At 49.8% G+C, this 25,719-nt stretch carries 29 protein-coding genes (1 of these 29 only partly in view); all 29 read left to right on the forward strand.

All coding sequences use genetic code 11. The features are described 5' to 3' along the window. Nucleotides 1–6 precede the first annotated feature (6 nt). Nucleotides 7–1,383: a UDP-N-acetylmuramate--L-alanine ligase gene (gene murC, locus MKX98_RS08150; RefSeq protein ID WP_071223416.1), complete on the forward strand. Its 1,377-nt coding sequence runs from the start codon at nucleotides 7–9 to the stop codon at nucleotides 1,381–1,383. Nucleotides 1,384–1,596: 213 nt separating this feature from the next. Next, nucleotides 1,597–2,982, forward strand: a complete 1,386-nt coding sequence (locus MKX98_RS08155; RefSeq protein ID WP_339222518.1) for an SPOR domain-containing protein — start codon at nucleotides 1,597–1,599, stop codon at nucleotides 2,980–2,982. Between the two features lie 127 nt (nucleotides 2,983–3,109). Then, nucleotides 3,110–3,352, forward strand: coding sequence for a DUF4321 domain-containing protein (locus tag MKX98_RS08160; RefSeq protein WP_071223415.1), 243 nt, complete (start codon nucleotides 3,110–3,112; stop codon nucleotides 3,350–3,352). A 25-nt stretch (nucleotides 3,353–3,377) separates the two neighbouring features. Next, a complete protein-coding gene (locus MKX98_RS08165) occupies nucleotides 3,378–3,989 on the forward strand; it encodes a Maf family protein (protein ID WP_071223414.1) in 612 nt (203 codons plus the stop codon). A gap of 84 nt (nucleotides 3,990–4,073) precedes the next feature. Beyond that, nucleotides 4,074–4,763 (forward strand): DNA repair protein RadC, encoded by a 690-nt coding sequence (gene radC, locus MKX98_RS08170; protein ID WP_009593994.1) that lies wholly within the window; start codon nucleotides 4,074–4,076, stop codon nucleotides 4,761–4,763. 38 nt (nucleotides 4,764–4,801) lie between these two features. Beyond that, the gene (locus tag MKX98_RS08175) at nucleotides 4,802–5,836 is read left to right on the forward strand and encodes a rod shape-determining protein (RefSeq protein WP_009593998.1); all 1,035 of its coding nucleotides are present in this window, start codon (nucleotides 4,802–4,804) and stop codon (nucleotides 5,834–5,836) included. Between the two features lie 56 nt (nucleotides 5,837–5,892). Continuing rightward, complete coding sequence (mreC, locus tag MKX98_RS08180) at nucleotides 5,893–6,768, forward strand: rod shape-determining protein MreC (protein WP_194541479.1); 876 nt, start codon at nucleotides 5,893–5,895, stop codon at nucleotides 6,766–6,768. Beyond that, nucleotides 6,765–7,292 (forward strand): rod shape-determining protein MreD, encoded by a 528-nt coding sequence (gene mreD / locus MKX98_RS08185; RefSeq protein ID WP_194541480.1) that lies wholly within the window; start codon nucleotides 6,765–6,767, stop codon nucleotides 7,290–7,292. The genes mreC and mreD overlap by 4 nt, the downstream gene beginning before the upstream one ends. Nucleotides 7,293–7,375: 83 nt before the next feature. Further along, nucleotides 7,376–8,038 (forward strand): septum site-determining protein MinC, encoded by a 663-nt coding sequence (locus MKX98_RS08190; protein WP_194541481.1) that lies wholly within the window; start codon nucleotides 7,376–7,378, stop codon nucleotides 8,036–8,038. A gap of 3 nt (nucleotides 8,039–8,041) precedes the next feature. Further along, nucleotides 8,042–8,836 carry a septum site-determining protein MinD gene (minD, locus tag MKX98_RS08195; RefSeq protein ID WP_009594006.1) on the forward strand — a complete coding sequence of 265 codons (795 nt, stop codon included), beginning with the start codon at nucleotides 8,042–8,044 and terminating at the stop codon, nucleotides 8,834–8,836. A gap of 135 nt (nucleotides 8,837–8,971) precedes the next feature. Then, entirely contained in the window at nucleotides 8,972–9,877 is a 906-nt protein-coding gene (locus MKX98_RS08200) for a M23 family metallopeptidase (RefSeq protein WP_339222522.1), read from the forward strand. Next, nucleotides 9,870–10,733 carry a M50 family metallopeptidase gene (locus tag MKX98_RS08205; RefSeq protein WP_216535365.1) on the forward strand — a complete coding sequence of 288 codons (864 nt, stop codon included), beginning with the start codon at nucleotides 9,870–9,872 and terminating at the stop codon, nucleotides 10,731–10,733. Before MKX98_RS08200 ends, MKX98_RS08205 begins: the two co-directional genes overlap by 8 nt. Before the next feature lie 117 nt (nucleotides 10,734–10,850). Further along, on the forward strand, nucleotides 10,851–12,086 hold the full coding sequence (locus MKX98_RS08210) for an Rne/Rng family ribonuclease (RefSeq protein ID WP_220686151.1): 1,236 nt from the start codon (nucleotides 10,851–10,853) through the stop codon (nucleotides 12,084–12,086). Between the two features lie 162 nt (nucleotides 12,087–12,248). After that, nucleotides 12,249–12,560, forward strand: a complete 312-nt coding sequence (gene rplU, locus MKX98_RS08215; RefSeq protein ID WP_113061207.1) for a 50S ribosomal protein L21 — start codon at nucleotides 12,249–12,251, stop codon at nucleotides 12,558–12,560. Between the two features lie 13 nt (nucleotides 12,561–12,573). Then, entirely contained in the window at nucleotides 12,574–12,906 is a 333-nt protein-coding gene (locus tag MKX98_RS08220; protein ID WP_339222525.1) for a ribosomal-processing cysteine protease Prp, read from the forward strand. 17 nt (nucleotides 12,907–12,923) lie between these two features. Beyond that, nucleotides 12,924–13,235, forward strand: coding sequence for a 50S ribosomal protein L27 (gene rpmA / locus MKX98_RS08225; protein ID WP_015734021.1), 312 nt, complete (start codon nucleotides 12,924–12,926; stop codon nucleotides 13,233–13,235). Nucleotides 13,236–13,404: 169 nt separating this feature from the next. Continuing rightward, the gene (locus MKX98_RS08230; protein ID WP_233354790.1) at nucleotides 13,405–14,145 is read left to right on the forward strand and encodes a Spo0B domain-containing protein; all 741 of its coding nucleotides are present in this window, start codon (nucleotides 13,405–13,407) and stop codon (nucleotides 14,143–14,145) included. Nucleotides 14,146–14,158: 13 nt separating this feature from the next. Next, nucleotides 14,159–15,469, forward strand: a complete 1,311-nt coding sequence (gene obgE, locus MKX98_RS08235; RefSeq protein WP_071223403.1) for a GTPase ObgE — start codon at nucleotides 14,159–14,161, stop codon at nucleotides 15,467–15,469. A 278-nt stretch (nucleotides 15,470–15,747) separates the two neighbouring features. After that, complete coding sequence (locus MKX98_RS08240) at nucleotides 15,748–17,055, forward strand: SPFH domain-containing protein (RefSeq protein ID WP_339222529.1); 1,308 nt, start codon at nucleotides 15,748–15,750, stop codon at nucleotides 17,053–17,055. Nucleotides 17,056–17,075: 20 nt separating this feature from the next. Further along, nucleotides 17,076–17,834 carry a hypothetical protein gene (locus MKX98_RS08245; protein WP_339222531.1) on the forward strand — a complete coding sequence of 253 codons (759 nt, stop codon included), beginning with the start codon at nucleotides 17,076–17,078 and terminating at the stop codon, nucleotides 17,832–17,834. 24 nt (nucleotides 17,835–17,858) lie between these two features. Further along, nucleotides 17,859–18,611 carry a hypothetical protein gene (locus tag MKX98_RS08250; protein ID WP_339222532.1) on the forward strand — a complete coding sequence of 251 codons (753 nt, stop codon included), beginning with the start codon at nucleotides 17,859–17,861 and terminating at the stop codon, nucleotides 18,609–18,611. Nucleotides 18,612–18,654: 43 nt separating this feature from the next. Next, nucleotides 18,655–19,308 (forward strand): hypothetical protein, encoded by a 654-nt coding sequence (locus tag MKX98_RS08255; protein ID WP_194541489.1) that lies wholly within the window; start codon nucleotides 18,655–18,657, stop codon nucleotides 19,306–19,308. A 274-nt stretch (nucleotides 19,309–19,582) separates the two neighbouring features. Next, nucleotides 19,583–20,020 carry an ACT domain-containing protein gene (locus MKX98_RS08260; protein WP_009594028.1) on the forward strand — a complete coding sequence of 146 codons (438 nt, stop codon included), beginning with the start codon at nucleotides 19,583–19,585 and terminating at the stop codon, nucleotides 20,018–20,020. A 55-nt stretch (nucleotides 20,021–20,075) separates the two neighbouring features. Beyond that, nucleotides 20,076–21,362, forward strand: coding sequence for a homoserine dehydrogenase (locus tag MKX98_RS08265; RefSeq protein WP_194541490.1), 1,287 nt, complete (start codon nucleotides 20,076–20,078; stop codon nucleotides 21,360–21,362). A 62-nt stretch (nucleotides 21,363–21,424) separates the two neighbouring features. Further along, nucleotides 21,425–22,498, forward strand: a complete 1,074-nt coding sequence (gene thrC / locus MKX98_RS08270) for a threonine synthase (RefSeq protein WP_339222535.1) — start codon at nucleotides 21,425–21,427, stop codon at nucleotides 22,496–22,498. Next, the gene (gene thrB / locus MKX98_RS08275; RefSeq protein ID WP_339222537.1) at nucleotides 22,495–23,463 is read left to right on the forward strand and encodes a homoserine kinase; all 969 of its coding nucleotides are present in this window, start codon (nucleotides 22,495–22,497) and stop codon (nucleotides 23,461–23,463) included. The genes thrC and thrB overlap by 4 nt, the downstream gene beginning before the upstream one ends. Continuing rightward, on the forward strand, nucleotides 23,460–24,347 hold the full coding sequence (gene pheA, locus MKX98_RS08280) for a prephenate dehydratase (RefSeq protein ID WP_194541493.1): 888 nt from the start codon (nucleotides 23,460–23,462) through the stop codon (nucleotides 24,345–24,347). The genes thrB and pheA overlap by 4 nt, the downstream gene beginning before the upstream one ends. Further along, entirely contained in the window at nucleotides 24,348–25,232 is an 885-nt protein-coding gene (gene ilvE, locus MKX98_RS08285; RefSeq protein WP_071223394.1) for a branched-chain-amino-acid transaminase, read from the forward strand. A 163-nt stretch (nucleotides 25,233–25,395) separates the two neighbouring features. After that, on the forward strand, nucleotides 25,396–25,719 hold the start of the coding sequence (locus MKX98_RS08290; RefSeq protein ID WP_339222540.1) for a LysM peptidoglycan-binding domain-containing protein. The gene runs 1,413 nt beyond the window's last position; the window shows 324 of its 1,737 coding nt (coding positions 1–324); its start codon is at nucleotides 25,396–25,398; the stop codon falls past the right edge of the window.

Here is a 25,719-nt window from a genome sequence, read left to right on the forward strand (position 1 = left end):
TATCTGTTGAATACATCGGAACATGTTCATTTTATAGGAATTGGCGGCTACGGGATGAGCGCCATTGCAAGAGTTATGCTGGAGATGGGTTATAAAGTCACGGGTTCTGACGTGGCATCGCAAGAATTGACAGAAAAGCTGGCGGCCAAGGGCGCCAAAATATACATTGGACATACCGCCGAGCAAGTCCAGGGCGCGGACCTTGTGGTTTACTCGACGGCATTGTCCCAAGACAACGTGGAGCGGGTCGAGGCAGAGAAGCTGAACATTCCTGTCCTTCACCGTGCGCAGATGCTGGCGCGTCTTCTGAACGAACGCAAAGGGGTTGCCGTAGCGGGTGCGCATGGTAAGACAACCACTTCATCGATGATTGCGCTCGTAATGGAAGAATGCGGCGTCGATCCGACGTTTATCATCGGCGGGGAAATCATGAACGTTGGCACGAATGCCAAAGCTGGTGAAGGCGAGCACGTGGTGGCCGAAGCGGACGAGAGTGACGGTTCATTCCTTCAGTACCACCCTTGGCTCGGCGTTGTTCTGAATATTGAGGCCGATCACCTGGAGAATTACGAAGGGGATTTCAATCGTCTCAAGGCAGCATATGTACAATTCCTCAGCCAAATCAAGGCAGACGGTACGGCCGTAGTTTGCGCGGACGATAACAACATTCAGGCGATTTTGCCTGACCTAAAATGCAATGTGACCACATACGGCATTCATGCGGATGCAGAGTATACGGCAACGAATCTGGTGCTCGGCGACCGTCACGTCAGCTTCACGATGCTTCATAACGGCATGGAGCTGGGTACCGTGGAATTGTCCGTACCGGGTAAACACAATGTCTACAACGCCATGGCTACGGTGATTTGCTGCTTGAAAGGCGGAATCTCGTTCGAAGCGATTGTAGAGGCCATCGTCAAGTTCAACGGAGCTAAGCGCCGCTTCCAGGTGCTGGGCGAAGCTGAAGGCATTCTGGTGATTGACGACTATGCGCATCATCCGACGGAGATCGAGGCTACGATCAGTGCCGCCAAAGCTACAGGCAAACGGATTATTGCCGTATTCCAGCCGCAGCGGTATTCGAGGACCTTTTTCCTTCTGGATGCGTTTAGCCGCGCATTCGGGGAAGCGGACGAGGTGATCATTACCGATATTTATTCTCCTGCCGGCGAGAAGCAGATCGAGGGTATCAGTTCCGGTAAGCTGGTGGAGCTGATTGTCCAGAACAGCAATGCCGGTGCCCGCTATTTGCCTACCAAAGAAGATGTCCTGAGCGATCTCAAAGGTCGCGTAAAAGAAGGCGATCTGGTTCTGACGATGGGTGCGGGCGATATTTGGAAGGTCGGCGCTGCTTTAGCGGAGTCTATTAAAGGCAAGAAGTAAATGGATTGCAAGCATGCTTTGCTGCTTCGATGCAGCAGGGGATTGCATGGGCTTTTGTCTTCGAACGGAGGCAAAGCAGCGGATCGATAAGTAGAATACAGGCTGATCAAGATACTTTCTTGATCAGCCTGTTTGTTTTGTTTTTCGCACACTCATAAGTTGCCAAGCTTGATCATATAGCTAGGTGTAGAAGGACAAGTGAGGTGTGTGGATATGAATAAAGCACGAATGACGATTCGCTTCGATCACGATCCGCCAAAAGATAGTCATAAGGATCATATGCGTGAGGAACGGGATTCGTATCAGAAAGTTCCCGCAAGGCGCAATGATCAAGTTGATGACCGTCATCTTGTATTCGACGAGTTTGACTCAACGACTGATCGGTTTACCGATGCGGGCAATTCGTTTGAACATAGGAGCAGCATGCAGCATGATCATCTGCGCGTTGTTCCGCCGCTCCGGGAGGAGGACACTCGGGATGTGAACGGACAAGATTGGAGAACATCGCGTCATACCCAATCCAGGGGGCGATTAGCTGAGGAAAGAAGACGTCTGGATCATGTTGAGGGCGGGTCGTTCGGTGACGGGCCTGATCCTGCCGATACATATGACGATATGCGTGAGGTTGAGGATCTTTACGATCTTCATGATGACGCGTATTCCGGAAGTGTGGGCTCCGGCGCAAACGATTCGAATTGGAATCTCGGGCCCGAGAAGGATCTATATGAGTCACCTGCCGATGATTACGGTTATTATCGCTCGCGCAAGCCTACCTCCTTCTGGAAAATGGCTGTATCCGTGACCGCGGCTGTTGTGACGGGTTTGCTGTTTGGGTATATGGTGCTGTCCATGTTTAACGGCGGTAATGCAGGTGAAGACCCTGCATCGGGGCAGCTTGGAAGCAATGACGCAGTTAATCAAGCACCGGCTGACTCTTCCGGGGGAACGGGGGCATCACTCGCACCCGGTTCAACTGAATCGGCAGTACACGTTCCGGGTCAAATTTTTTATATGCTTCAGTACGGTGTATTCAGCACGCCGGAACGGGCAGAGCAGGCGAAAGGGGAGCTGCTGCAGTCCGGTATTGCGGCTGGGGGAGATTTGGATGAGGAGAACCGGGTGTACGCCGGCGTATCACCAGACCGCGAGCAGGCCAAGCTGCTCAGCAATCAGCTTAAAGCCGAAGGCGTCGAATTATACGTGAGAGAAATCGCGCTGCCTAATATAGAGTCAGCTGCCTTTGCGGGCGAGGAGCAGACGCTGACGGACTATTTCACGATAAGCGGGGAGCTTGTGTCGGAGTTGAGTACGCTATCGGCATCGCTGCTGGGGCAGCAGGAGGCGGGCGCGGTGGCGTCAGAGAGTATGACTGCAATCACAAATCTGCACCAGCAGTGGATCCAATCGATGAAGCTGCTGTCCGCCGGTTTGGGTCCGGAGACCGGGGCAGTACTGCCGGCGATGGAGCAATCCATGAACAGTTCGATCACGGCGCTCTCCGAATATAACAAAAACCAATCCAAGGGGCATTTGTGGGAGATTCAAACGGGCATGATGAACTATGTCATGGGCCAAAAGAAACTCCTGGACGGCCTATAAATTCAAATTTACGTCAAATCCGGCTCGGAACTGGAAATAGTTCCCCCTGCCGGATTTCTGTTTGTATTGCTTATCGATTCACCGTATAATAATTAGGGTGTCAAAATATGGCGAGGGAAGAGGATGCATGAAGAAAAACAAAGGAATGCTCATCTTGTTTTTGCTGCTGGGGTGGCTGACGGGAACTTGGCTGGCCAAGGCGCTTCAACCTGTTAAGGCTTTGTCGTTTTTAACGTCAACTACACCGATTAAGTGGTCGCCTAGCGCTGATTTTGACATTATTCGTTATGACATTAACCTTGAACTTAACTTTTGCCTGCTCAGTCTGCTTGGCATTATAGCAGCGCTTTGGTTATACCGCAGGCTCTAAGACATGACAAAGGAGATTATCCCCCTTGAATGAGAAGAGAAACCGCCGTATCATATTGGCCTCCACCTCTCCTCGGCGTCAGGAATTGATTGCCTCCCTTCGTATCCCATTTGAGATTATGCCTAGTGAAGCTGACGAGGACACCCCGCATGGGTGGTCGCCAGAGCGAATTGTGGAGTCACTGGCACTACGTAAAGCGGAAGCGGTTCTCCGAAAGCTGACGGATGATCCGGGAGATGGTATCATTGTGGGAAGCGACACGATTGTAGTTGTCGATGATCTTGTCCTCGGGAAACCGGAGGATCATGCTGACGCGGCAAGGATGTTGTCCATGCTTCAAGGACGGGCTCACCTCGTGTACACGGGCGTGGCTTGTGTCGACCGGGAATCTGGTCGTACCAAGGTCGCTCATCGTGTGACAACCGTAAAGATGAAATCGTTAAGTGATGACGCGATCGCGGCTTATGTAAAGAGCGGGGAACCTGCTGACAAAGCGGGCTCGTATGCGATTCAAGGCTTGGGTGCAACCATCGTGGAAGGAATCGAAGGCGACTATTTTAACGTTGTCGGCCTGCCGCTTTCTCTGCTGTCCGACATGCTGTCTGAAATGGGGATGGATGTACTCACCGATTCATAGATATAGAACAACGGTATCCGAAATGTAGGGAATCCTGAGGTTTCGGATACCTGCTGATTTAAATCTTAGAAAAGAGGGGAATATATGGAGTCGCCAACGCTATTGCTGCGCGACATCCCCCATGATGAACGACCAAGAGAGCGCATGATGCAATATGGGGCGAGCGCTTTAAGCCATGCAGAATTGCTGGCGATATTGCTTCGGACCGGAACCCGCCAGGAATCTGCCGTACATATAGCCCAGCGGCTGCTGGGGGAAGCAGGCGGCATCCGGCAGCTCGTTGATCTTAGCATTGAGGAAATTACGCAAATCAAAGGAATTGGAACCGCTAAGGCTGTTCAGTTGAAGGCTGGCATCGAGCTTGGACGGCGCTTGGCCGCATCGAGACATGTAGAGCCGGTTATTATTCGCAGTCCGCATGACGCGGCAGAACTGCTCAGTGAACAGATGCGCTATTTACAGAAAGAGCATTTTGTCTGTGTATTTTTAAATACGAAAAATCATGTCATTGCCCAGGAAACGTTATCGATGGGAAGCCTTAATGCTTCCATCGTTCATCCCCGCGAGGTGTTCAGAGCGGCCATCAAATGCAGCAGTGCATCCCTGGTGTGCGCGCACAACCATCCTAGCGGAGATCCGACGCCCAGCCCGGAAGACATATCGCTGACTGCACGCTTAGTGGAGGCAGGACAGATTGTCGGGATCGACGTACTGGATCATCTGATCATTGGGGACGGATCGTTTGTAAGTTTGAAGGAACGGGGCTTGATGTAATATAATAGTTCAGATTGACGAAGAAAGGGAGATACATCATGTTAGGTGGTTTTACGAAAGATTTGGGAATCGATTTGGGGACGGCAAATACGCTGGTTTATGTTCGTGGGAAAGGAATTGTCGTAAGAGAGCCTTCCGTGGTTGCTCTGCGTACAGATACGAAGAGCATTGAAGCCGTTGGTGAATCGGCTAAGAAAATGATTGGACGCACACCAGGCAACATTCGTGCCATTCGTCCGATGAAGGACGGCGTCATCGCTGATTTTGATACAACGGCTACGATGATTAAATACTTTATTCGTCAAGCACAGAAGCAGCGTTCCATATTCCCCCGTCATCCGAACGTGATGGTATGCGTGCCTTCCGGCATTACGGCGGTAGAGCAGCGTGCGGTGGAAGATGCTACCAAGCAAGCGGGAGCACGCGAAGCTTACACGATCGAGGAGCCTTTTGCAGCTGCAATCGGTGCCGATTTGCCTGTGTGGGAACCTACGGGCAGCATGGTCGTTGACATCGGCGGAGGTACGACCGAGGTTGCGGTCATTTCGCTTGGCGGTATTGTAACCAGCCGCTCTGTACGCGTTGCAGGCGATGAGATGGATGAGTCTATTATCTCCTATATCAAACGTCAATATAACTTGATGATCGGTGAGCGCACATCCGAGCTGCTTAAGATGGAAGTCGGTTCCGCCATGCCGCTGGAGACCGTGGAAACGATGGAAATTCGCGGCCGTGACTTGGTGACGGGGCTGCCGAAGACGATCACCATTACTTCGGATGAGATTAGCGAAGCGTTGGCAGATACCATTAATGCGATTGTTGAAGCGGTAAAGGTTACGCTTGAGAAATGTCCTCCGGAGCTTGCTGCGGATATTATGGACCGGGGCATCGTGCTTACGGGAGGCGGCGCATTGCTTCGCAACCTGGACAAGCTGCTCGCCGAAGAGACCGGCATGCCGGTGATCGTTGCAGAGAATCCGCTGGATTGCGTAGCCATTGGTACAGGTAAAGCGCTCGAGAACATTCACCTGTTTAAATCCCGGAGCAGCTCTGCCGTCCGTTCTAAACGGTAGAAACCGAATAGAAGTGTAAACCCCTAATGTTGGGAGAGAAAACAGTAAGTTAGAGGGTGTTGCAACTGTTTAAGCTGCTAGGCAATAAGCGTTTGTTTATTATGCTCATCGGGCTGGTAGCGTTTATCGCTATTATGGGGTTTACGCTCGGCCCGAGAGCTTCTTTATCTTGGCCTGAAAAATTCGTCAAGGATACGGTCGGTTTTGTGCAAAGTGTGTTTTATAAGCCCGCTGCCTATATAGCGGGTTTCTTTGAAGATGTGCGGAACATGAAGGCAATCTATGAAGAGAATGAGGAGCTGCGGAGAGCCGTGGCTCAATATTCTCGAGAGAGTGCGAATTACAACACGATGAAAGCTAATTACGAGAAGCTTCAAGAATTACAAGGTTTTACAGAGAACCAGAAAAATCGTTATAAATATGAATACCGTACTGCCCAGGTGCTAAGTGTTAATTCGGACCCCAATAATCGGACACTTGTCGTCGATCTGGGAGAGCGCGATGGGGTTCGTCCCAACATGTCGGTCACGACAGTGGACGGCATGGTCGGCATTATTAGCAACGTCAGCAATTTCACCTCAACGGTGAAGCTGTTGACAACGATGGACGCTCAGGATCCGAATCCACAGCCGATTTCGGTAACGGCGATCGGGAAAGAGGATAAAACGTTTGGCGTGGTTGAGAGCTATGATGAGAAGACCAACACGCTGCTCATGACGCGAATTTCGGAAGATGATCCGATTAAGGAAAAAGATAAGATCATTTCATCCGGTGCCGGAGGAGTTATTCCACAAGGTATGATCATAGGTGAAGTCATAAGCGTTCAGACGAGCCAATACGGTCAAAGCAGAACGGCTACGATCGAACCGGCGGCCAAGTTTGATGACTGGAAATATCTGATCATCGTCTTTACCCCTGAGGAGCCGAAATGATGGCGCGTAAACAAATTCTCGTCCTGCTGCTGTTCGTGCTGTTTATTCTGCAGGGCACGGTGGTTTTCTGGTTAACGCCAAGCTCGCTGCAGCTTCAGATTTATCCTAATTTTGTGTTGGTTTGCTTGTTTTTTGTATCGATTTATTATCATCGCCACACGGGGCTGGTACTCGGACTCATATTCGGCATGCTTCACGATATCGTGTATTACGGCGAGATGATTGGCACTTATTCGTTCGCTATGGGCGTATCCGCATATCTGGTGGGACTTGTATTCAAGTCCCCGCGGGCGCCGCTGCCCATGATGATGACCATTGTCATTCTGGGGAGCCTGTTGTTTGACAGTACGCTTTTTGGCATATATAAGGTGTTTCGACTCAATCCGACTTCTTATAATTGGTCACTGCTTCATCATATGCTACCCAATCTCCTTGTTCATTTTGCCTTTGCTCTGGCGATTTACGTTCCTCTTCGCAAGCAGATTGAGTTGGTTACGAAGAATCAGAGAAGGAAGGCATCCTGAACCCTCCATTATGACATTTTACTAGACTAGCAGGAACTTGAAGGTTTGAGCGCGAAATGTATAGGGATGGGAGGGACAGGCTTATGGCTGTAAAATCCAATCATGTGACGATTAAGGGCATCAAAGATGGCCTGGTATTCCTGCTTGATGACCAGTGTGAGCTGGAGGAGCTGCTCGGCGAGCTGCGCTATAAGCTGGAGCACAGTCATCAGAATATTTTGACCGGACCTATCATTCATGTGGATGTGAAGCTGGGTTCCCGGAAAATTTCCGAAGAAGAGAAGCAGACGATTCTTGACATATTGAAGCAAAAGGGCAATCTGTTGATACGTAATGTGGAATCACCGCCGTTTGAGTCGGAGCTCATACCAGAGGAGAAGCTTACGCTTAAGACAGGGATGGTGCGTTCCGGACAGGTGCTGCATCATGACGGCGATCTCTTGTTCCTCGGGGATGTGAATCCCGGCGGAACCATAACGTGCACCGGTGATATCTACATATTGGGAGCTCTGCGCGGAACCGCGCATGCCGGTGTAGAGGGCAACGAGGAAGCGATTATAGCGGCTTCGTATTTTGCCCCTACCCAGCTCCGTATCTCCCAGATGATCAGCAGACCGCCGGATGAATGGGAGACGCGGGAAACGGTCATGGAATTTGCGTATTTGAAGGACGGTAGCATGGAGATCGATAAGATCAGCAACATCTCACGTTTGGGTCGGGATTTTAATGTGTTTAAAGGGGTGTAGAACATGGGAGAGGCAATCGTCGTAACTTCAGGTAAAGGCGGAGTCGGTAAAACGACGACATCGGCGAACATCGGCACAGCTCTGGCACTGCTCGGAAAAAAAGTGTGTCTGGTTGATACGGACATCGGTCTTCGTAATTTGGATGTCGTGATGGGCCTGGAAAACCGGATTATATACGATTTGTGCGACGTTGCAGAAGGGCGATGCCGACTTAACCAGGCGCTGATCAAGGACAAGCGCTTCGATGAGCTGTATATGCTTCCTGCAGCCCAGACCAAAGACAAGAATGCCGTTTCTCCAGAGCAGGTGAAAGATATCGTACTTGAATTGAAAAAGGAATTCGAATACGTCATTATCGATTGTCCGGCTGGAATCGAGCAAGGATTTAAGAATGCCATTGCCGGCGCAGATAAAGCGATTGTGGTTACAACGCCCGAGAATGCGGCCGTGCGGGATGCGGATCGGATTATCGGCTTGCTGGAGAGCTCTCATGTAGAGTCTCCGAAGCTTGTTGTAAACCGGATTCGCCCGAACATGGTGAAATCCGGCGACATGCTGGAGATTGAAGATGTGCTGCAGGTGCTGAATATTGATCTGATCGGGATCGTCCCCGATGATGAAATGGTCATTAAAGCGGCCAATATCGGGGAGCCTACGGTGATGAATCCGGACTCTCAGGCAGCCATCGCCTATAGAAACATCGCCCGGCGTATCCTGGGTGATACCGTTCCTCTGATGCAAATCCATCAGAAAAAAGGAATGTTTACCAAATTCAAAAAGTTTTTTGGAATGGGTTAAAGACTTTAACACGAACCGGTGCCGGGAGGCATCGGTTTTTTTGTTCTGTTCGCCTCTTCAATAGGGCTTGTTCTAAATATCTTTCATCTCCTCATAGGATAGAGTAAGAAAACAAGCCCCAAGGGGGAAAGAACAATGGACATCAAAACTTCAGTTAAGAACCGAAGAGAAGCCCGCATTCGCGAGCTGCTGGAAGGAGCGTCACCGGCGCCGCAAGATAAGTCGTCATGGGGGCCCGTTCCCGAGAAAAAGCCTGCCCATCCCAATCTTCACAAGACAGGCTTTATACAGGATCACAGGGCGAACCCATCCCCGCTTCTTGCAGAGAGTGAACCGGATCCCGAGCGGCTTTGGAAGCAAGGGCACCGCGGTTGGTATGGTGAGCTGGATCCGGGTGATCCAGGGGAACCGCCAAGAAAGGCTTCGTTTCTGTCGGGCTTAGTGCGCCGTATCATCGTCAGTGCGCTGGTGTTTGGATTGGCATGGGGGGTATTTTCGTTTCAGCACCCGTGGGCTCTTCGTACGCAAGCTTTTATCGTTGAGGGACTGAGCCATGAGATGGATTTTCAGGCAGCCCAGGTATGGTACGAGGAGCATTTTGGAAGCGCGCCTTCCTTCATTCCGATTTTTGGACAAACCGACGAGCACTCGACGAAGGTGAATGCCGGGACTTCTTTAGTTCCTCCGCTTTCCGGAAAGGTGGTCCAATCCTTTGCCGTGGATCTGAAAGGCATCGTTTTGGAAGCCGGAGGGGGTTCTTTAGCAGACAGGGCGGTTAAGAGTATAGAGACCGGACGCGTGCTTGAGGTTAAAGAACATCCTGAGAATGGGATCACCATTCTCATACAGCATACAGGAGAGAGAACGGCGATATACAGCAGATTGGCAGAAACGGGACTTAAGGTAAACGATTGGGTTCAAGGTGGAGATATTGTTGGCACATTGGCGTCTTCAGGCGCAGGCAGCCCGCCCTCCCTTTATTTCGAACTGAAAGAGGGGGATCGAGGTATCGATCCGGCGGAAGTGATTCCGTTTGATTAAGTTTAAGGGAACGGTATTGTCGCTGCATCCTCTCTTTGTTATTGTCATGCTGGCCTCCGTATTCACCGGTCGCTTTTTGGAATTGCTGACCCTGTTTATTATCGTGTTTATTCATGAATTGGGACACGCCGCCGCAGCGGCAGCGATGGGGTTCAAGGTACGAGCCATTCAGATGCTGCCGTTCGGCGGCGTTGCTGTCATAGAAGATGACGGCAGGATGACTGCAATGAAGGAAATCATCATTGCGCTTGCGGGTCCGCTGCAAAATGTCATCATGATTGGAATTACCCTGATGTGCAGATGGGCGGGATGGGGAGACGAGCAGCTGTTGTCTTATATCATTCAGGGGAATCTCATCATCGCGCTGTTTAACCTTCTCCCGATTCTTCCGCTGGATGGCGGCAAAGTGCTGCAAGCCGTCATCAGCTTGCTCGCCCCATATCATGCGACCTTGTTGTGGGCTTCCCGCGCTGGTATTTTGTGCAGCCTGATCATGATCGGATATGGCTTACAGCCGTTATTTTCCGGCGGCGGTATTCGTTTAAATGTGCTGATGATCGGCCTGTTTTTAGCGTATTCCAATTTTGAAGACTATCGGAATGTGCATTACCGGTTTTTAAGATTTTTGGTCAATCGGAGCGAGATTTATGAACGAAATTTGGATGGACTCGGTCCTGCGCAGCCAATCGTTGCAGATTCTTCGAAACCTTTGGATGATATTATGCGTCTATTTAAACGAGAGAAGTATCATCTGATTTATGTTATGAGCGGACGAGGCAGCCTGCTTGCCGTCGTTCCGGAGCAGCATGTGATTTCTTCTTATTTTGCATCAAATGGTCCGCCCTGGTATGCGTAAATCGTAAACACCATGAGGAAGACGCAGGGCGGGCCATGATTCTTTATCCATTCAACTCATCTGAGATTGTGTTAGGATAAAAAATAGAATATCGTCTTCCATTTGAGGGGTGAAGCCATGAGGCAAATGATAGTTCATTGTGAACATGAGACCATTCAGATGGCCCTCATCGAAGATGGGAGGTTAGCAGAATTCGCCGTTGAGCGGAGTTGTGAGCAAAGCGTAGTCGGCAGTTTTTATAAGGGCAGGGTCGTAAATGTGCTGCCGGGGATGCAGGCGGCTTTTGTAGATATCGGGCTGAAAAAGAATGCATTTTTATATATTGATGATGTGCTCCATCCTCATTTAGAGAAGCAGCCCAAGCAGAAGCCTTCCATTTCGGAGCTGCTAACGGTAGGCCAGGAATTGATCGTGCAGGTGATGAAGGAACCGAGAGGCGGCAAGGGGGCGCGGGTCACTACCCATTTTTCGCTGCCTGGCAGATGCATGGTGTACATGCCTACTGCGGATTATGTTGCCGTCTCCAAGAAAATTGGACGTGATGCGGAGAGAGCAAGGCTGAAGAGTATCGGCGAGCAGCTTCGCACGGATGAAGAGGGGATCATTATCCGAACGGTATCAGAGGACGAGCCTCTGGAATTCCTTAAGGGAGATCTTGAGTATCTGCGAAAAGAGTGGGCGCGAATTCTCGACAAGGCCGAGCTTTCTTCTGCTCCGGCGCTGCTTCATCGCGATTTAGGTCTGCTGCAGCGGTTTCTCCGCGATGCCTTTGATCCGCTTCATGATGAACTTGTGATCGACAGCAAGCTTAAAGGCGAGGAGACCAAAAGCTATCTGAAGGAAACCGTCCCTGGTATGGAGCCTAAGGTTACATATTACTCGGAAGGAAGTCCGATTTTTCAAGCTTATGGGTTGGACGAGCAGATGAGAGCCGGCTTTGCAAGGAAAATCACGCTTCCGGAAGGTGTGACCATCGTTGTTGATCAGACGGAAGCCATGACCATCATGGATGTCAACACAGCCAAATATATCGGTGGCGATAATTTCGAGGAAACGGTGCTGAAGACGAATCTTCTGGCGGCGAAGCAGATTGCAAGAATTTTGCGGCTCTGGGATATCGGAGGCATTATCATCGTTGATTTCATCGATATGGATCGTGAAGAGCACCGGGAGCAGGTTGTTTCTGCCATGGAGGCTGTAATGCGCAAGGACCGCACCAAAAGCTTTGTGGTGGGCTGGACCAAGCTGGGACTGCTGGAAATGACCCGCAAAAAAGCCAGGGAAAGCTCTTCGCTCCCATTTGCCAAGCCTTGCGGGGCTTGCGGGGGCAGAGGTTTTGTTATCGAACAATGATGTTGACGGTGAACATGGATTATGATATTATCATTAGGTATGTGTCTAGTGATGGTTTGCTGCACATGCTGTAACCGCTCCGGTTGGGTTAGCAAGGACGTTCCTGCTTTAGGACGGACACCTTATACTAGGCGAGTCTGAGACATAGGGAGGTGCAAGCAAATGTACGCTATTATCGAAACAGGTGGTAAACAATACAAAGTTCAAGAGGGCGACGTATTGTTCATCGAGAAGCTGACTGCAGGTGACGGCGAGAGCGTGACTTTCGACCGTGTACTGGCCGTATCCAAAGAGGACGGGTTGGTAACAGGTACGCCGGTTGTTTCCGGTGCGACTGTAACTGCAAAGGTAGAGAAGCACGGTAAAGGCCGTAAGGTCGTTGTATACAAATACAAGCCGAAGAAGAACTACCACAAGAAGCAAGGTCATCGTCAACCTTACACTAAAGTAACCATCGAGAAAATCCAGGCGTAAGTAGGTGCGGTAATTGATTACTGTACAAGTACTGCGCGGGGGAGATGGACGGATCCATAGCTTTAAGGTAATGGGGCACGCGGGATATGCCAATCCTGGAGAAGATATTGTATGTGCTGGAGTTTCCAGCATTACAGTGGGAACGGTCAATTCCATTGAAGCGTTAACCGGAACTGTTATGGAGACCCAGATGAAGGGCGGCTTTCTTAGTGCGAATCTTCCGCCGACGGCAAACGACTCCGTCTCGGGACAAGTTCAACTGCTTCTCGAATCCATGGTTGTTATGTTACAGGGAATTGCCGATTCATACGGCAAGTATATAAGAATACAGGAATTGACTACTTGAAGAAGGAGGTAGACAACATGTTGAAATTGGATCTTCAGTTATTCGCATCGAAAAAAGGTGTAGGTTCCACAAAGAACGGTCGCGATAGCGAATCGAAACGTCTTGGTGTGAAACGTGCAGACGGTCAAGCAGTGACTGGCGGCAGCATCTTGGTTCGCCAACGCGGAACGAAAATTCATCCAGGCACGAACGTAGGTATCGGTAAAGACGATACTTTGTTTGCGAAAGTTGACGGCGTTGTGAAATTTGAACGTTGGGGTCGTGATCGCAAGAAAGTGAGCGTCTACCCGGTTGATGTCGCTCCAGTAGCGGCTGCAGTAGAAGCTTAATCGTTTCTTATGCTGCATACAGAAGAAGCCTTTCGGCATCGTTGCCGGGGCTTCTTTTTTTGTAAATAACGCAAAGATCATCATCCAGGGGATGAACCGTCCTGAAGGTCTATGATATACTGGGATTTGGTGAATGTAACCAATTGCTGTTGAAAGACGAGGAGAAGCGATGAAATCCTGGAAATGGATAGCAGCTGGGGCGGGGTTAACCTCCGTAATACCCGTAGCATGGATGGTATGGAAACCGACTTTGGCTGCAGGAGCAGTGTTAACGGTTTGGGCTGTCGCTGCGTCTGCCTGCGGGGCTTGGCTTGTCCGAAAATCGGAGGAGCGCAGGCAGCAAGCCATCATTCGGAATGTGGAGCAGACGGCGATTCAGATGCTGAATCACCATCGTCATGATTGGATGAATGAGCTTCAAATTTTGTACGGCTACATTCAACTTGGAAAGCTTGATAAAACAGTGGGTTCTGTGGAAAGAATAAAGGACAGGATGGCGACGGAAAGCAGAATCTCTAAGCTGGGCATTCCTTCGCTGGTTTTTTATTTACATTCATACCGTACGTACAGCAATAATCTGCAGCTCGACGTTGAAGTTGTGGACCAGGTGCAACTGGAAGACAAAGTATCGCCACAAACGGCGGAGTCTTTTACCGAAGCTATCATTCAAACGGTGAGAGCTTTTCAATTAAGCGGAAAAGCGTCTTGGGGGGATACCCGGCAATTAACATTAACATTTATGCAGCAAGAACAAGAGCTGATGGTATGGGCACAAGGAGAAGGATCCTTTGGAGACCCGGACAGCTTGAAGCTTCAGATTGAACAATCCGTAAAAGGCGAAGGCATTCGGGTAGAACAAACGGAGCCGGGGGAGACCTCGTATCGTTTGTATTTGCCGTTTGTGACTTGAGGAAGGTGATTTCATGTTTGTAGATAAGGCAAAAGTATATGTAAAAGGCGGAGACGGCGGCGATGGTCTCATTGCGTTCCGTCGAGAGAAATACGTTCCTGAAGGCGGACCTGCCGGCGGAGACGGCGGTAAGGGCGGCGACGTGATTTTCCGGGTGGACGAAGGACTGCGCACGTTGATGGATTTCCGTTACCAGAAGCATTTTAAGGCCAAGCGCGGGGAAAAAGGCCGCAATAAAAGTCAGCATGGGGCCAATGCGGATAGCATGATTGTCCGTATCCCGCCGGGTACCATCTTAACGGATGACGATACCGGTGAGGTGATTGGCGATTTGACCCGACACGGTCAACAGGTTGTTGTTGCCAGAGGAGGCCGTGGAGGGCGAGGAAATATCCGCTTTGCTACCCCGAACAATCCGGCGCCTGAGCTTGCCGAGAACGGCGAGGAAGGCGAAGAGCGTTACGTAACCATGGAACTTAAAGTGATGGCTGATGTAGGTCTCGTCGGGTTCCCGAGTGTAGGCAAATCAACCTTGTTGTCCGTTGTATCTGCGGCTCAGCCAAAGATCGGCGCATACCACTTTACGACCATAACGCCGAATTTGGGAGTTGTTGAGGTTGGAGACGGTCGCAATTTTGTTATGGCTGACCTGCCTGGTCTGATTGAGGGTGCTCATGAAGGCGTGGGACTTGGTCATGAATTCCTCCGGCACGTGGAAAGAACACGCGTCATTGTCCATGTCGTGGATATGGCAGGCACGGAAGGAAGGGATCCGTTTGAGGACTGGGAAAAAATCAATGATGAAATCAGGCTCTACAACCCGGTTCTGGTCGAACGGCCGCAAATCGTAGCCGCTAATAAAATGGACATGCCGGAGGCCGAAGAGTATCTAGCGGCCTTCAAAGAGAAGCTGAAAGAGATTCGTCCGGACATCGAGGTCATGCCAATCTCCTCGCTGACCCGTCAGGGTATTCAGGAACTTCTTTACCGCACGATCGATGTGCTGGAGAGCATTCCGGACGAGCCGGCCATTGAAGAAGTATCCGAGGTTTCCGAGCGCAAGGTTTATAAATTCAAAGCGCAGAACGACAACTCCTTCACCGTTACTAGGGATAATGAGATGTATGTTGTGCATAGCGAGCGAATTGAGCGGATGCTGAAACGGATGCAGATGAATTCGCATGATGCCATTCTGAAGCTTGCAAGAACGATGCGCCATATGGGCGTCGATGAAGAACTTCGGAAACGGGGCGCGACAGAAGGCACCATTGTACGAATTGGTGATTTCGAATTTGAATTTGTTGAAGGCAGCAGCTACTATTAATGCGCAAAAAATACGTTCGTAAGAAAATACCGCAAGGTCTGTTTAACAGCAGGCTTGGCGGTATTTTTTTTATGGAGGAAGTTGTGTCCCGGATATCACGTAAACATGCTCTGTGTTTTATGGCAACGGTTAGGAAGTTGTTCAGAGATATCATTTTCCACTTAGGTTTCCAAATTTTGCATCCACATATCGGGTAAATCGTATACAATGGTAGTACAATAGTCCTTTTCCATAGACTATCAGGATGGAAGGAACGGTGTATAAAGGAGAGTAGAACTATGGCTATTATTGAAGTTGTAAAATACGAAGGACCGCCGGATGTGTTTGCCTGGCGTTATCCGAATCAGGAGTTAGGTACATGGACCCAACTTATTGTTCATGAGACACAGGAGGCCATCCTGTATAAGGGTGGTCAAGCCCTGGACTCCTTCGCGGCTGGGCGGCATACACTGAGTACGGCGAATATACCGATATTATCCAATGTGATCAATCTTCCATTCGGCGGGAAGTCTCCCTTTACGGCAGAAGTCTGGTTTGTGAACAAACTTCGTTCACTGGACGTGAAATGGGGGACCAGCTCGCCGATCCAGCTGCAAGATCCAAAATACAATATTATCGTATCGGTCCGGTCTTTTGGCCAATTCGGCGTACAGATCAGCGATCCGCGAAAGTTTCTGGGGACCCTGGTTGGCACACTGCCGGCTTTTGACCAAAGCACACTGATTAAATATTATCGCGGCGTACTGATGTCCAATATTACGGAAATCATATCCTCCTATATCGTTCGCAAAAAAATCAGCGTTGTGGAGATCAATGCTTACATAGCGGAAATATCGAAGCATATCATGGAAGCGATTGCGCCTTCATTTGAAGAAATGGGGATCACCCTGCTGAATTTCTATGTGGACTCCATCAACATCCCGGAGAATGACCCGGCAGCTGTTCGAATCAAGGAAGCGTTGGCAAAGAAAGCGGAGATGGACATCATCGGATATACCTATCATCAAGAAAGAACCTTTAATACGCTGGAGGGGGCGGCAAAGAATCAAGGCAGCCCGGCAGCGGTCATGGGAACCGGATTGGGCATGGGACTTGGGATGGTTGGTCCGATGTATGAGACCGTGGGGAAAATGTTTGAGGACTCAAAGGATCCAGGAAAGAACGAGCTCCATACCAAACAGAAAGCGTGTACCCAGTGCGGAACACTGAGCGCAGAAGAGGCGCGATTCTGTTCGGGATGCGGACAATCGCTTCAGGTGCAGGCTGAGGAGGAACTGGCGAGCACCGTTCGATGCAACGATTGCGGACAGCCACTGCCTCCCAATGCCAAGTTTTGTCTTCACTGCGGTGACCCGTACCATGCATGCCCTGAATGTGGCCATGACCACCCGGCCGGTGCCGTCGAATGTCCGGATTGCGGTGCAGCGCTTCCTATGCCTTGCAGGACATGCGGTGAACTGGTGGATGCAAAAGCCAAGTTTTGCCCGCACTGCGGGTCAAGCCATGCGCTAACATGTCCTGGATGTCATCATGAGATCAAACCAGGCCAGAAGTTTTGCATGGAGTGCGGACATAAATTGATGTGAAGTGAAAGTGAGGGAATAGAGTGAGTACAAGAACCACAAGTCGAAATGGATTATGGCTGGCTGCCGCGGTGCTTCCGGTCTTAACCATCCTTCTGTTCGGATTGATCGGAGGGATCGTTCAGCTGAATGCTTGGATATCGGGCATCGCTCTCGGATGCGCCGAGGCGGCCATTCTCGTCTTTATCGGTTTAGTTGTCCACCGGCGCAAAGCGGGTTCGCCAGGAGCTCCTTTTTATATTGCTTCAGGCGTCATTATAGGAGTCTATGCCATTTCCGTTTTGCTGGAGGTCATTCTGCTGGGATATTTATTTAAGCTGCCTGAATCTTCTTATTTTATGATTCATCTTATAACCTTACTGGGGTTCTCGGTGGTTTTGGGACTGATAGCTCTGACGGGAAAATATGCAGGAGCTCATGAACGAAAGGAAAGTGATCATCTGGCGGTTCAGAAAGAGACGGTGGCCTGGATCGGGGGAATCCGAAGAAAACTAGGTGAGATGCCAGGAGAGAACATTCATTCGTTAGACCGGCAGATGGCCGAGCTGGAAGAAACGCTTCGTTATAGCGATCCTATCACGCATACCTCTTTATATGAAGTGGAGCATATGATCCAGCAAAAAATCGCATTGTTGGAGGACCAAGTGGCGCTGATCGGAGAGACGCAAGCAGAACAACGCGATGAGCTGGCAGAGCAAACCGTTCACATCATCCGCGATATCCTGAGAACGGTACAGGATCGTAACACCGAACTTCTGAAGGCAAAAGCGGGATCGACCTAATGCAGATGATAGAGGGGATAGAATATGGGAGCGTCTGAACTGAAGCGCTTTAAACAGAAGTTCACGACCATGGATTATTTCATTATTGCGCTGGCGGTACTGTTTTTTCCGCTGGCCATTGTGCTGGCGGCTGTTCGGGTGCTTGTCACCCATCGCCATAACCACTGTAAGGGAAGAAACAACCGGCTCTTCGGGTGGGTTCTGGTCATAACCTATGGAATCATTGAATTGCTTATGATCCTCGCGACGATTGAAGATAAAGATGTCGACGGCCTCTATTCGGCTTCCATCGTATGGGGCGTTATTATACTGGTTCCAGCCATCATCATGCTGTTGATTGGCAAGAAAGAAGATAAGAAATTCAACCGTTTGTTGCAATTTTATTCGAATGCCATTATGCAAAGAGGGCTCGACCAAATTGATCATATCGCTCGAGAGGCAAGGCAAAAGCCGGCCCATGCCGTCCGAGATATCACGTTCATGTTTGAACGGCGTATGCTGCCTAATGGAAAGCTGGACAATGGAGTTGTCATCATCCCCTCCTTGCAGAGGAGATCCCAGTCTTCATTCCAAGGAGAATTTGTTTCACGCAGCGGACAGCGAGTGCAGTATTCACTAGGTCAAGTTGCGGCTGAACCAGCGGCAATAACCCGAAACGAAGCGGAGCCCAATCCAGGGCCGAAGTCTGTGGAATGCCCGGGCTGCGGGGCAAGGTCGGTCGTAACGCACTTGGAGAAAAAAGAATGTGAGTATTGCGGTTCGGTGATTGTGGCTTAACCCTAGTTATGCGTCCGATTAACAAAATTGAGGAGATCGTGGTATGAGCATTCCAATAAAGCCCTTTAAATCGCAATTTTCAAAATTCGATTATTTTATTATTGGCTTGACGTATGTGTTTTTTCCATTAGCGTTGATCATTGCTGGATTTCGTATTTTGCCTACACAACAACATCACAGTTACAGGGGCAGAAATGCAAGGCTGATGGGATGGGTATTGTTCGGTTCGTATATTATGACTTCTGTGATCTTTTTACTGGCGAGCGAAACCAGTGAGGAGTTCTTAAACGACAATTTAGCAATGGCATTGTGCCTATTAGTCCCTGGCCTGCTGCTGCTTGTTGCTGCTGACCTGGCAGACAAGAAATTCCGAAAGCTGTTGAGAATTTATGCAGAGGCCGTCTTGCAGCGGCGTCTGATTTACATCGATCATATTGCGATTGCAGCGAATCAAACTCCATCCCATGTGGTCCGTGATTTGAACTATATGATCAAGGAGCGGATGCTCCCTTACGGGAAGATTGAGAATGGTGTGCTGATGATCACTTCACTGCATAGAGAGTCAGTAAAGTCAGCCGAGATTCAGCAGGATATTGGATCGAAGTCTGTGGAATGTTCAGGCTGTGGTGCAAGAACCGTGATTTCACACCAAGAGGAAAAAGAGTGCGAGTACTGCGGCACGATCATTGTTGCTTAGATTTCACGCGGACCGTTTGAACTCAAATCGAAAGCATGGTTGTTTTATCGGCAGTCTCCGCATACCGGAGACTGCTTTTTTTTGCGCATCATTTACAATTTTGACGTGAATATCGATGTGTTCCGGTTTGAATTGCGATATAGTATAGGCTATAGAGTTGACATATAAATATCGGGTTAACCAAAAAACTGGACACTTATGTATTGCCCTTACATGGTATATCCAGTATAATGTCCACTATACGAATACAGTAGTCTTTGAGGAGAGGACGTTTGTGAAGGAACGCTACTATTTGGTCCGGGAAGACATCCTTCCCGAGGCTGTGGTTAAGACGATGCAAGTAAAAAAATTGCTGGCATCGGGAGACGTTAGAACGGTTCATGAAGCCGTTGAACAGGTTGGGCTTAGCCGAAGCGCTTTTTATAAGTACAAGGATGGAATCCATCCCATCAATCAACTGGAACGTGATGAAATCGTAACGATTTCTATCGATATGGAACATCGCTCGGGGATGCTATCCGAAGTGCTGGGGCTGGTAGCGGGTGAAGGCGGGAATGTGCTAACCATTCATCAGAGTATTCCGCTGCAGGGAATCGCCAATGTCGTGATTTCCGTCGAAGTTTCCCGGCTGAATGAGGAGCTGGATGACCTGCTTGACGGATTGAGGCGAATAGCTGGAGTAAGAAGAGTGCAGATGATAGGCCAAGGTTAAGTTATGACGAATTAAATAGATATCTATGTGATGGGATACAGGAGGTAATGTATTAATGAAACCGGTCAAAGTAGGGCTTTTGGGATTAGGAACCGTAGGAACAGGGGTTGTCCGCATCGTAGAGGGACACCAGGAGGATTTGAGCAGCCAGGTCGGTTCGCCGATTACGATAGAACGTATCGCTGTCAAACATTTGGAGAAGTACCGCAGTGTCAATGTGGATCAGAATAAACTGACGGAAGATCCATGGGCGGTCATCCGCGATCCCGAGATTGATGTCATCGTTGAAGTGATGGGCGGGATCGAGCAGACGAAAACCTATATTCTCGAAGCGCTTGAGCGCGGCAAGCATATCGTTACCGCGAATAAGGATCTGATGGCTCTCCACGGTGCCGAAATATTGGCCAAGGCGCAAGAGAAGCAGTGCGACGTGTTCTACGAGGCAAGTGTTGCTGGCGGTATTCCCATTATCCGCACGCTGATTGAAGGCTTCTCCTCGGATCGTATCATGAAAATTATGGGGATCGTGAACGGTACAACCAATTTCATTCTGAGCAAGATGAGTCAAGAAGGCGCATCGTATGAAGATGTCCTGGCCGAAGCTCAGGAACTGGGTTATGCAGAAGCTGACCCGACCTCCGATGTTGAAGGATTGGACGCGGCGCGCAAGATGGCGATTCTCGGCACACTTGGCTTCCGCACGAACGTCGAGCTCCAGGATGTAACCGTTAAGGGAATCTCGCAAGTGACCAAAGAAGATATCGCTTATGCGAAGCGTTTGGGTTATGAGATGAAACTTCTGGGTATCGCGGAGCGTCAGGACGATGAGTTCAGCATCACGGTTCAGCCTACGATGGTTCGGAAGGGACATCCTATCGCAGCCGTGAATGGGGTATTTAACGCGGTTTATGTATACGGGGAAGCTGTAGGCGAAACGATGTTTTACGGAGCCGGCGCTGGTGAGATGCCAACCGCTACATCCGTTGTGGCAGACCTGGTTGCCGTTATCAAGAATCTGAAGCTCGGCGTCAACGGTCTCAAAGCCATCGTTCCTTACAAACCGAAGAAACTGAAAACCGACGAGCAGATCATGTATAAGAACTTCATTTTGCTTCATGTCGACGATAAAGCAGGTGTACTTGCCCAAATTACCCAGGTGTTCGCTGAATATAACGTCAGCCTGGAATCCGTTGTCCAGCAGCCGAACGAGCATAATCCGGACGCAGAGATTATCATTGTCACCCACAATGCGAGCAAAGCCAATATGGATGAAGTGTTGAATCATTTTGAAGGCCTGGAAGTCATTCGCCGGATTAAAAGTGTTTACCGTGTTGAAGGATAAAGGATTAGAACTCATTAAATAACCCTATATAATTTTTTCTTAAGAAAAGGAGAACAAGAGAGATGCCGTATGAAGGATTGTTTCAAACCTACAGAGAATATTTGCCGGTGAATGAGCGTACTCCGCTTCTAACGCTAAAGGAAGGGAACACCCCTTTGATCAAAGCTGTGAATCTATCCGAAGAGCTTGGAATTGATCTGCATTTCAAATTTGAAGGGCTGAATCCTACGGGTTCATTCAAAGACCGCGGGATGGTGATGGCCGTAGCGAAAGCGATGGAAGAGGGAAGCCGCACCATCATGTGCGCTTCAACGGGCAATACGTCTGCAGCAGCTGCTGCTTATGCCGCTCGTGGCGGATTGAATTGTATCGTAATCATTCCGAACAACAATATTGCGCTGGGCAAGCTCGCCCAAGCGATGATTTACGGAGCGAAGGTCATTGCGATTGAAGGCAATTTTGACCGCGCGCTGGAAATTGTGCGTGAGATTACGGCGAAGCATCCGATTGCGCTTGTAAACTCCGTGAATCCTTATCGAATCGAAGGCCAGAAGACGGCTGCATTCGAAGTCGTTGACCAGTTAGGGAAAGCGCCGGACGTGCTGGCCATTCCGGTTGGCAATGCGGGGAACATCTCCGCTTACTGGAAAGGATTTAAAGAATACCATGCTGCGGGCAAATCGTCCTCTCTGCCAAGAATGCTTGGATTTGAAGCGGAAGGAGCGATGGCCATCGTGAAGGGAGAGCCTATTGCAAATCCGGAAACGGTAGCGACTGCCATCCGTATCGGGAACCCGGCCAGCTGGAAAACCGCGGTTGAGGCCGCTGAGGAATCCGGCGGACAGATTAACTATGTTACGGACGAAGAGATTTTGGAAGCATACCGCAAAATCGCATCGCGTGAGGGCATTTTTGCCGAGCCAGGATCGGCTGCCTCCATCGCAGGCGTTTATAAAATGAAGCGCGAAGGATATTTTAAAGGTGGAGAGTCCGTAGTCTGTGTGCTGACAGGGCATGGGCTCAAGGATCCGAATATCGCCATTTCTACCGTGAACGCCGAACCGCTCGTCGTATCAGATACGGAATCAGCCGTAATGGATGCTATTGCTAAGCTTGAAGGAGCTGCACGGGTATGAGTTTGTCCCAAGGTGTCCGGGTGAAGGTACCGGCCAGTACGGCTAATTTGGGACCCGGATTCGATACACTCGGCATGGCATTGTCTATGTATTCCTGGATCGAGATGAAGGCGTCGGAGCGGACCGTATTCCATCTTCATGGTGATGAGATGGGCGGTCTGCCGACCGATAAGAGCAACCTGATCTATAAGGTGGCTCAGATGGTTTTTGAAGAGGCGGGACAGGCTGTTCCCGATCTTGAGATTTCCATGTATTCCGAAATTCCGCTTACCCGCGGTCTTGGCAGCAGTGCTTCGGCGATTGTAGGGGCGCTGGCGGCTGCCAATGCGCTGATCGGTTCACCCCTGCCGGATTCCAAGCTTTTTGATATGGCGACGAATCTTGAGAAGCACCCGGATAATGTAGGAGCTTCATTATTTGGAGGGATTATTACGGCTGTATGGGACGGAGCTCATGCGGATTATATACGTATTGAACCTCCAGCAGACCTCGGCACGCTCGTTGTTATTCCCGATTTCGAATTGGCAACATCCAAAGCAAGAGAAGCGCTGCCCGCCCAGGTCAGTTTAGCGGATGCTGTGTATAATATTAGTCGGTCCTCCTTGATGACCGCGGCTCTTTCTGCAGGCAGACTGGACTTGATATCTGCCGCAATGCAAGACCGGATTCATCAGCCTTATCGGGTACCGCTTGTGCCAGGGATGAGCAAAATTTTGGCCGAAGCGACAAGCCACGGAGCGCTGGGGATTGCGCTAAGCGGAGCGGGCCCGACGATGATTGCGTTGGTGGATCGGAACGATTCGCGGGTAGAAGAATTGAGCGGGTATTTAGTGCAGACGATGAAGGCGGAAGGAATTTCGGCTTCGTGCTACCCGTTGAATCCAGTTGCCGAAGGCGTCCAGCTCTTGGAAGATATCAACAATAGATCCTTTTTGGATATGATTAGAGGGGAAGTTACCGCATGAAAAAAATAGCCTTGTTGCCCTCAGGATCGGTATCTCATGAAGCGATACTTTATCTCCTTAACGGTGAGCCGGTGGAATTTGTCCACCATAAACTGATCTCTGATGTATTTATGTCTACAGTAGAAGGAAAAAGCGATTACAGCGTAATCCCGATTGAGAATACCATCGAAGGTTCCGTGAGCCTTCATATGGATTGGTTGGTCAATGAGGTGGATCTGCCGATGCAGGTGGAGTGGGTTTATCCTTCCATTCAGAACCTGATCGGAAATGCTGCCGAGTTCCAGTCCAATGACGGTACGATGGATTACAGTAAAATCACAAAAATTTGGTCTCACCAAGTAGCAACGGCCCAGTGCCGTCAGTTCCTCGCGAAGGCCGCGCCACAGGCTGAGTTGGAGCAAGTAGGCAGCACCTCGGAAGGGGTTAAAATCGTAAAGGAAAATCCCGGCCAGGGATGGGCGGCGATCGGCACTACACTAGGCGCTGCCACTCACGGATTAAACGTGCTTGCCGAGCGTATTACCGACCATGATAATAATTACACCCGGTTTGTATTAATCGGACGCGAGCCGATTTTAGTCAACCGTTCGCCGGAGCATATCAAGACCAGCATTCTCGTGACCCTCCCAGAGGATGTGCCGGGAGCGCTGCATCAGGTGCTTTCGGCGTTTGCTTGGCGGCGCCTGAATCTGTCGCGGATTGAATCCCGTCCGACGAAGAAGAAGCTGGGTAATTACTATTTTTACATCGATGTCATGGCTGCAGCAGATTCGGTTCTGTTGGTCGCCGCCATGGGAGAAATTGAAGCGCTGGGATGTGTGGTTCGTGTGCTGGGTACTTATCCGGGCTATGCGTACGAGAGTGAGAAAATGGAGGTTAAGTAAATGTCAGAGCAATGGATCTATCTGGATGGAGAATTCGTCACAAAAGAGAATGCAAAAGTATCCGTTTTTGATCATGGATTCCTGTACGGAGACGGCATATTCGAAGGGATTCGGATATATAACGGCAACATCTTTAAGTGCAAGGAACACTTGGATCGGCTGTACGATTCCGCCAAGTCCATCGATTTAGTCATCCCATTGGCATATGATGAGCTGCTGGAGGCTATGGCCGAGACGATTCGGCGCAACGATATGCGAAACGGGTACATCCGTATCGTAGTATCCCGAGGTGCAGGCAATCTGGGTCTGGACCCGCGTCGCTGCCCTAAACCAACGGTGTTGATCATTGTGGAACAGCTGGCGATATACTCCGAAGAAGCTTATCTTAACGGTTTGAAGGCCGTATCCGTAGCCCAGCGCCGCAACATTCCGGATGCGCTCAATCCGAAAATCAAGTCTCTGAACTATTTGAACAACATTCTTGTGAAGATCCAATCCAACTTTGCGGGAGCGGATGAAGCGATCATGATGAACGCACAAGGATATGTGACGGAAGGCTCAGGTGACAATATTTTCATCGTGAAAAACGGCGTGGTCACAACGCCTCCGTGCTACCTTGGTGCGCTTGAAGGCATTACGCGCCAGGCGATTATCGATTTATGCGATAAACTCGGCATCAAATTGAAGGAAGAGCCTTTCAGCATGCATGACGTATATATTGCAGACGAAGTGTTTTTTACAGGAACCGCCGCTGAGGTCATCGCCGCTCGTGAAATTGACGGACGGATGATCGGAAAAGGGCAGGCTGGTCCAATTACGCTTCAACTGCTCGAGGAATTCCGCAAAATTGTGGATCAAGACGGTTATAAAGTATGGGAATCCTAACGTTTTAGGACAGCTAAATAAACGACTTAAACCATCCTTTCATGTCGATGAAAGGATTTTTTTTGCCCAGAGGGATGTCAATCGCCCATTCCGTGCATAGGATGTAGTAACGAAAGCGGGCGAATAACATGACGCCTAGAAGAGTGTAGGAGGTTTTAGCGGCGTGAAGATACACATCGTCAAGGAAGGCGACACCCTATATGAGCTGTCCAAAAAATACGACGTTCCATTAGCGAAAATCATCGATGCCAATCCACAGCTGGTGGATCCGAATAAGCTCGATGTCGGTGCCAAAATCAAAGTACCGACAGAGCCTGTTCCGGTACCAGGCGGCAGCCAACCCATTATCCATAAGCATACGGTAAAGCAGGGGGACTCCCTCTGGAAACTGTCGAAGGCATGGGGCGTAACCCTGAAGGAAATCATTGATGCCAACCCGCAGCTTAAAAATCCGAATGCCTTGCTGGTTGGAGAGGTCGTGAACATC

Origin of the sequence: Paenibacillus sp. FSL W7-1332 (assembly GCF_037969785.1) — a bacterium.
In the GTDB taxonomy this organism is placed as follows: domain Bacteria; phylum Bacillota; class Bacilli; order Paenibacillales; family Paenibacillaceae; genus Paenibacillus_AQ.